Genomic DNA, 7,390 nt, shown 5'->3' with positions numbered 1-7,390 from the left:
CCCTTTGGAATCTCAAACGGAATCTCCTCATCAATACATTTCACTTCCCCCGTAGCGAGAAACTTCTCATAATAGGAATTATCATCACCACGGTAAATGATAGATTCGTTTTTATCTTTCTTGATTTTCTTTTCCTTGACCAGTCTAGCTTTTTCGGCTCTGATACGTTCAAGAAGTACAGATGCCGGTTCGTCATTAGGATCTTGCGGTACAAGTTTGCCCTGTATCGCCCACTGAAGTATGCTGTTTTTTAATTGCTTTCCGTTCATTTTTTAATCCTCTGCTTGTACTCTATATGAGAAATACTTTGAGTCTATTTTTACTCCATTTTTAAGTTTGGAATCCATCTCCTTATTCATTGTTGGGAGGAAAGAAAAATAATTCTGAATAGCAGACATAATACCTGCATTGCAACTCTTGTTTTTTACCCAATTTTGAGGAATGAAACTTCTATTATTCTGCTCGCAATTGTTTTTTTCTGCCGAAATAGCACTGTTTAAACAGTTTGCCGCAATATTAATTATGCTGTCAACAAGATTGTTTTCAGAAGCAACTTTTAAGCACTCACTCGGTGATGGTACATTTGTTTGATTGTTACATTTAGCAAAAACCATTGATATGGCAAAAAGAAGATGGTATGGAGCATAAGCCTTCATTGTTAGTAGTTCCTCTTCCAGTCCTAATGGGTTTTCCTGAGTCCATGCATCCATTATTTTTCTCATCCAAAACGATAGAGCATAAGCATCTTCAGGCAAATAGTCGTTCTTGAACAATGTATTGAAATACTTGTCAAAAATCTTAGTTTCACCATAAGATAAATTAGGTCTTTGCATGTACCAAGCTGTAAGATTCTTTCCTAAATATGATAACTCTATGCAGTACTGTTTGTCCTTGTCGGCTGGAATAATTTCACCTCTTTTGGTTGCAAAGAATCCATTAGAATATTTTGCTTCGTATGCCTTTTTGAGTTTCAATATCTGCTTACTGTTACTGCGTAAATCTCTTGCCTTTACAGCACTTTGCGTGTTTGTGTTAATGCTAATAGAATCAGCCCTGTCTCTTTGTGGAATTTCATAAAATCTGAATAGAACATAAGCATCATCACGCTTTCGTACATTCTCACTACAACTTAAAATAGTATTCAATGATTGACATCCATTTACAACATTCAATCCATAAAGTTTAAACTCACCATTGCCACATTCTTCAATTTTGTTACAAATGGCAGTGATTCCATTATGAAAAAAGAAGAAGTCACCACATTTATTCGGATCGTTTATGGTTTTCTTGATCTTTTTATTTACGGTATTGTTAATGCCTAAACTCTGTCGTACATTTTTCTGGAACAAAGATCCATCTTTAATGCCAGGGAGTTTTATACATTCTTTCAGAGGCATGGCTGCAACTATTACGCTTGTCGCCCCTAATTCTGTCGTCATATATTTACCAGCTTCAAGCTTGATAGTATGGTTTAAAGTTGGATTCGTTTGTTCAATAACACAACTATAAGCATCTTCCAAACCTTGTTTATCAACTACGGAGAATTGTGTACTATAATTCAATTCAGCATCATCTTCCTCTGATAATTTGGTTTGGAATGAATGTATATCATCCATAGCCGCATCCGTAAAGATAGATGTTGTTATTAATTCAAAACATACGCAGTAAGAGTCATCTTCTAATGCTGTTGCTATTTCTGATATTTTAGTCTTTAATTTAGAATTAGCATTTTCCTGTAATTGAGCTAAGTTACTAAACTGGCTCCAAGCAGATATAACTTCTCTCACAGGAGTTGCATCAACAGATTCACCAAGGTAGTATTTCCCTTGTACAATATATATTTTTTGCTCGTCTTCATCAATGTATACGGCATCAATTTGTTTATCATTGGCTCCGTCTGTGATGGCATCTTTAGCTTGTCTTTGATCCAGAAGATGTATATTCCGCATATACCACGCAACGAAACGTTGACCATCATTTGGAAAATTATTTTTATAATAATCTTGCGTAATTTCGTTTTTTATGATTTCAAGTACATTTGCCATAATTATATTCATTTATTCGTAATCTTCGCCTTGTATTCCTAATTCTCCTTTGCTCATGGCATTGGCAATATCTATTTTCAGTTCTTCGTCATAATCTTTACTGGTCAAAAAGCTATTGACGATGCGTAGCAGCAAATCTTGGTCGATGTTCGATGCTGCCACGTGATAAATGATAGATTCCAATGTACGCATACAGATACAAGCGTGCCAATAGTAATTATTTTTGTGTAAGAAGTACGCACCCAAAGTCAGTGCAATACGCTTGTTCCCATCATTGAAGAAGTGCCCGGAACAAAATCTATACATCAAATAGGTCAGTTTGTCGGCAAAGGTAGGATAGTATAAATCGTTTTGCACAAAATCCAATGTAGCACGAATACCGCCTTCATCACGCACTCCTTCAAAGCCACCATCACTGGCATCAATCATTTTGCCATAGATGTTTAGGGCTTCATCGTAATCTATGTAAATAATTCCCTTACTCATCCTCTGCTTGTTTTAAGCGTTTAAGCACATCTTTATTGTCCGCTAAGATACGGTCAAAATCAATAGACTGGTCGCCGATGAATCGTTCAAACTCTTCTGGAGTAACAGCTTGCAGATAATCTGCTATATTACCATGATACGCATCCCGAAAGCTGAAATCTCTTGAAGCCATTTTTGTTCTGGCGTCATTTAGATAAGGTTTCTGCATGGGATGTTCGGCAAGTTCATTCACAATGCGCTCTACCTCGTCAATGGTAAGTTTTCTGCCGCCATTTTCCTTGAATCGTTCACTGATAGCAGCACCCACTCCGTTTTCAAAAGAAGAGATAACCAATAGAACCTCTGAATACAACGTGTGTCGAACATTGTCTTTTGAATCCAACTTTAATACTTCTCGGTATTCTTTAGCATTCTCTTTGAATACAGCTTTGTAGATAAAATCTGTAATCTGAGAATATTTGTATGTAGGATGCCCATCCACATATTGATTGATGGCAGAAGTAAGATTTTTCCGATAGTTTTCTTCTGTGATTGCGGCAGGAAGATAATTCACATCTCTACGATTAATATATTTTGTTCCTCCACCTGTCTTTTCATTGATGGTAGTAATCACAAAATCCAAGATAAGGCTACGGACTTTTTTAGCTTTCTCACTCTCTGTAAGCAGCATACCTATATTCAAGAAAGAGCGGAAATTAAATAATCCGAGTTGCGTTGTTTTGCTCGCCTCATTAATAAGGTGAGCAAATTCTAACTTAAACTCTTTCAATTGTTTACCCTTACATAAAATATATCCATTATGTTTCAGCTCATCAGAATTTGATTGCAGGTAACGATCTATTGTAGATGTGTCAACTTGATAAAAGTCGGCAACCATTTTTTTTGTAAAGCGGTATTCTCCCTCAAAGAGCATTCCTTCTATATCAAGATGCTCTTGTACTTTACTGACCGCAAAACGATTGTTAAGTACATTCTGCCGTTCTATGTTTGAGATGGTCAAATCTTTCATATCACTTCACTATTATCAGTTACACGATTTTATGTCTATGCCGAGAATTTTTTGAATCTCAGAAAGGGTTTTGTCTATTTCATGGTCGAGTGCAGCACGTTTCTCAAAATACTGTTTGAGCAGTTCTGCCGGAGGGAGTATTTCTTCTTCCTCTTTCGGGAACTTGCACTGGTCGAAGTTGCAATCCAAATCAATCAACTGTTGGGCAGTGAACACACGGCTCTTTTCTCCCACTTCATCATTGATAATTTCTTTCCTGTCTTTCCACCATTCCTGAATAGGTAGGGTATGCTCCACCTTCATTGGTTTGGTCTTTGAGAAGTGCTTGTAGCCTTCCGGCATATCCAAGCGATAGAACCATGTCTCTTTGGTCTTGAATCCTTCTTCGCAGCCCTCTGCTTCTTCATTATTAAAGAAAAGAATGTTGGTTGCAATAGAGGTATATGGGGAGAATATCGAACCCGGTAAACGGATGATGGTATGCAGATTGAACTTGCGGAGTAAATTTTCTTTAAGTGCAAATTTTGCTCCATCCGTACCAAACAAGAAACCATCTGGGATAATCACACCGCATCTACCACTAGCTTTGAGGCGGTACATGATAAGGGCTATAAACAAATCCGCTGTTTCACTTGAACGGTACTGCACCGGAAAATTGCTTTTTACACTATCTTCTGTGCTACCACCATACGGAGGATTCATACCGATAACATCCACTTTATCGCTTTCCTTGAAATCAGTGATATTTGTTCCAAGCGAATCACAGTTAGCTATATTGGGAGCTTCAATATCATGGAGTAACAGATTTGTTATACTCAAAAGATAAGGTAGCGGTTTCCATTCTTGTCCCACGACTGCATTTTGCAGTTTTTCTCCATCTTCGGCAGAACTGACGCTCTTACTCATATAATTGAGAGCAGAGGTAAGGAAGCCGCCTGTACCACTGGTGAAGTCACCAAAGGTCTCGCCCAATTTCGGGTCAAGCATCATCACGATAAAGTCTGTCAAAGCACGTGGAGTATAGAACTCACCTGCATTGCCTGCTGATTGCAAGTCTTTCAAGATTCCCTCATAAATATCTCCAAATGTGTGGCGGTCATCAGCATCGTCAAATTCGATTTCATTTACGATGTTGACCACTTGACGCAAAAGCGTTCCATTCTTCATATACTGGTTTAAGTCAGCAAATGTTTCTTGAACAATGCTTTTGGCTCTTGGTGTATTGGCGTCTATCGGAAGATTCTTTAAAGTAGGGAACAGTTTTTCATTGACAAAAGAGAGCAATGCTTCTCCTGTTAATGCTTCACCGTCTTTTTCGTCTACTGCCCATTTACGCCAACGCAAATCTTCGGGGATGATAGACTTGTAGTTTTCATCTTTGTATTCCCAAGTTTCTTCCTGAGTGTCATAGACTTTCAAGAAAAACATCCAAGTCATTTGTTCAATTCTCTGTGCGTCACCATTGATACCAGCGTCTTGGCGCATTATATTTTGGATTCGCTTTATGATGTTGTTTACTGCCATTTTTAAGCTGATTTATAAATTTGATATTCTAGTTCTCTGATGGCTTGCTCAAAAGCAACCTTACCGCCAAATAACTTTATGATTTTTGTTGGTTTCCCTATGCTATTGAATGGCGGTATCTCCAAGATGTTCGCCTTTTCAAAGTCGAGAATACCATTCTCTGCATATTTGTCAAGAAGAGCCTCCAATACTTCACGAGCTTTACCTTCGTACTTCCCGAAGTAATTACGCTTCTTTACATTGTTTGCTCTCTCTTTCCTTGTTAATGGCGGTTGGTCAAACGCAACGTGGCATATCACATCAAAGATGTCGGCATCCTTCAATGCCGGATTAGCTTCACGTACAGCATCTATCAGAATAGCATATTCCTTCAATTCATCCATAATGGCCTGTTTGCGTTCTGCCTCCGTCCACGTTTGGATAAAATCATCCAAAGTTTGGTAATGGCGTAATAATTGCTTTTTAGCAAACGACTGAACACTTTCCGTTCTCATCGTCTTACCATCTTCTCCTAACACTGAAACGATTTCATGGGCAATGCGAATATTCTTACCGCTGATAAGATATTTCTCACGATGCTCAGATACTATTGGAGTTTCTGGAGCATCAATGATTTTGTAAGGCTTTGGCTTTTTCCCTCCTCCTTTGGGTGGTTCCGGGTTGCCATCAAATGCTGGATCTTTGAATTTTGCTGTTGCATTGCGGAAGTCTAGGATTTCCAAATGCCACTTGCCTTTGTCTTTTCTAAGTCGTGTACCACGCCCGATAATCTGCTTGAATTCCGTCATAGAGCCGATTTCTTTATCAATAACGATTAAGCCACAAGTCTTGCAGTCCACTCCCGTAGATAGTAGTTCGGAAGTGGTAACAATGACCGGATAAGGTTCGTCAACACTGATAAAGTTGTCCAACTGCTTTTTCCCTTCTTTGTCCTCTCCGACAATGCGTGTTACATAATAAGGAGATTTTTTACATAAATCACTATTCATGTTGATAAGCAGTGTTCGCATTTCGGCAGCTTCCTCAATATCAGAACAGAATACTATCGTTTTTGTCATACGACCGATGTCTTGTAACATTTGAGTAATTCTGTGTGCTACCACTTTGCGCCTTAACTTGATAGCGAGGTCACGACCTATATTCTGTCTTTGATATAGTTTCTGCTCAATCTCTTTACCTAATAAGTCTGTTTCCCCTTCTTCGGGAGTCCATCCTTGCAAATCAACATTGATAAAGTCGGCTGTAACACGATAAGGGGCCAAAAAACCATCTTGGATTCCTTGGAGTAGGGAATAGGTATATACTGGCTCTCCAAAATAATCCAAATTGTTTGCTCCTTCATCTGCTTTTGGGGTTGCAGTCATACCAATTTGAGTAGCAGAACTAAAATACTCCAATACTTTGCGCCATGCAGAATCATCCTTTGCACTTCCTCGATGGCACTCATCAACAATAATCAAATCAAAGAAGTTTGGCTGCACTTCTAGGAATGGATCTGGCTTACCTTCTTTTCCGACCAGTTGATGATATAACGCCATATATACCTCATATGATGAATCAATCTTTTCTTCACCTTCTCCAACAGAAGTTATCTTGGTCATAAACTTTTTGAAGGGCTTGAAGTCTTGAACCATCGTTTGGTCAATGAGTATATTACGGTCTGCAAGATAAAGAATCTTTTTTTTAGATCCACTCTTATGAAGCCTATGAATAATTTGAAATGCCGTAAAAGTCTTGCCTGTACCTGTAGCCATCACTACAAGTACACGCTGTTGTCCCCTTGCAATGGCTTCCACGGTACGGTCAACCGCTATGCGTTGATAGTATCTTGGTTCGTGGCTATGGGCATCATAATAAAAAGGTGTTTCTACAATATTAAGTTCATTCGGTGCATAGTTCTTGGATGCAAGATAACGATTGTACAGCTCTTCTTCTGTCGGGAAGTTCTCTAACTTAATTTCGGTTTCTTTCCCCGTGATAAAGTCATGTTCCAAAAAAGCATCGCCATTACTGGAATACGCAAATTTCAAATCAAGAATTTGGGCATAATCCATAGCTTGTTGGATGCCACCTCCAACAGCGTGTTTATTGTCTTTGGCTTCAACAACAGCGATGGGCTTACCTTTATGATATAATAGATAATCGGCTTTTTTACCTTCTGCTACCGAATGTTGGTTGCCGACAACAAGTACTCGTCCATCAGTAAAATAATACTCTTCACGCATATTTACGCTTACAGCCCATCCTTTTTGTTGGAGTGCAGGAGTAATAAACAGAGTGCGTATCTCTTGCTCTTTTAACTCTTTTTTGTTTACTTCCATGACAG

Annotated in this window: 5 protein-coding genes and 1 pseudogene; all 6 read right to left on the bottom strand. The window is 38.6% G+C overall.

The window, feature by feature from the left end; all coding sequences use genetic code 11:
• Positions 1 to 269 (bottom strand): annotated as a pseudogene (locus tag HMPREF1534_RS20600) (restriction endonuclease subunit S); the annotation flags it as partial.
• Positions 270 to 272: 3 nt separating this feature from the next.
• Positions 273 to 2,045, bottom strand: a complete 1,773-nt coding sequence (locus tag HMPREF1534_RS16360; RefSeq protein ID WP_005936645.1) for an AIPR family protein — start codon at positions 2,043 to 2,045, stop codon at positions 273 to 275.
• A gap of 12 nt (positions 2,046 to 2,057) precedes the next feature.
• Positions 2,058 to 2,531: a Fic family protein gene (locus tag HMPREF1534_RS16365; RefSeq protein WP_005936644.1), complete on the bottom strand. Its 474-nt coding sequence runs from the start codon at positions 2,529 to 2,531 to the stop codon at positions 2,058 to 2,060.
• On the bottom strand, positions 2,524 to 3,540 hold the full coding sequence (locus HMPREF1534_RS16370; RefSeq protein ID WP_005936643.1) for a hypothetical protein: 1,017 nt from the start codon (positions 3,538 to 3,540) through the stop codon (positions 2,524 to 2,526). The genes HMPREF1534_RS16365 and HMPREF1534_RS16370 overlap by 8 nt, the downstream gene beginning before the upstream one ends.
• 15 nt (positions 3,541 to 3,555) lie before the next feature.
• Positions 3,556 to 5,064: a class I SAM-dependent DNA methyltransferase gene (locus tag HMPREF1534_RS16375; protein ID WP_005936642.1), complete on the bottom strand. Its 1,509-nt coding sequence runs from the start codon at positions 5,062 to 5,064 to the stop codon at positions 3,556 to 3,558.
• Between the two features lie 2 nt (positions 5,065 to 5,066).
• Positions 5,067 to 7,385, bottom strand: a complete 2,319-nt coding sequence (gene hsdR, locus HMPREF1534_RS16380; RefSeq protein ID WP_005936641.1) for an EcoAI/FtnUII family type I restriction enzme subunit R — start codon at positions 7,383 to 7,385, stop codon at positions 5,067 to 5,069.
• Positions 7,386 to 7,390 lie beyond the last annotated feature (5 nt).

The organism is Phocaeicola massiliensis B84634 = Timone 84634 = DSM 17679 = JCM 13223 (assembly GCF_000382445.1).
GTDB lineage: Bacteria > Bacteroidota > Bacteroidia > Bacteroidales > Bacteroidaceae > Phocaeicola > Phocaeicola massiliensis.
Note: the sequence above shows the minus strand (reverse complement) of the source record. Positions and strands in the feature narration are given on the sequence as shown.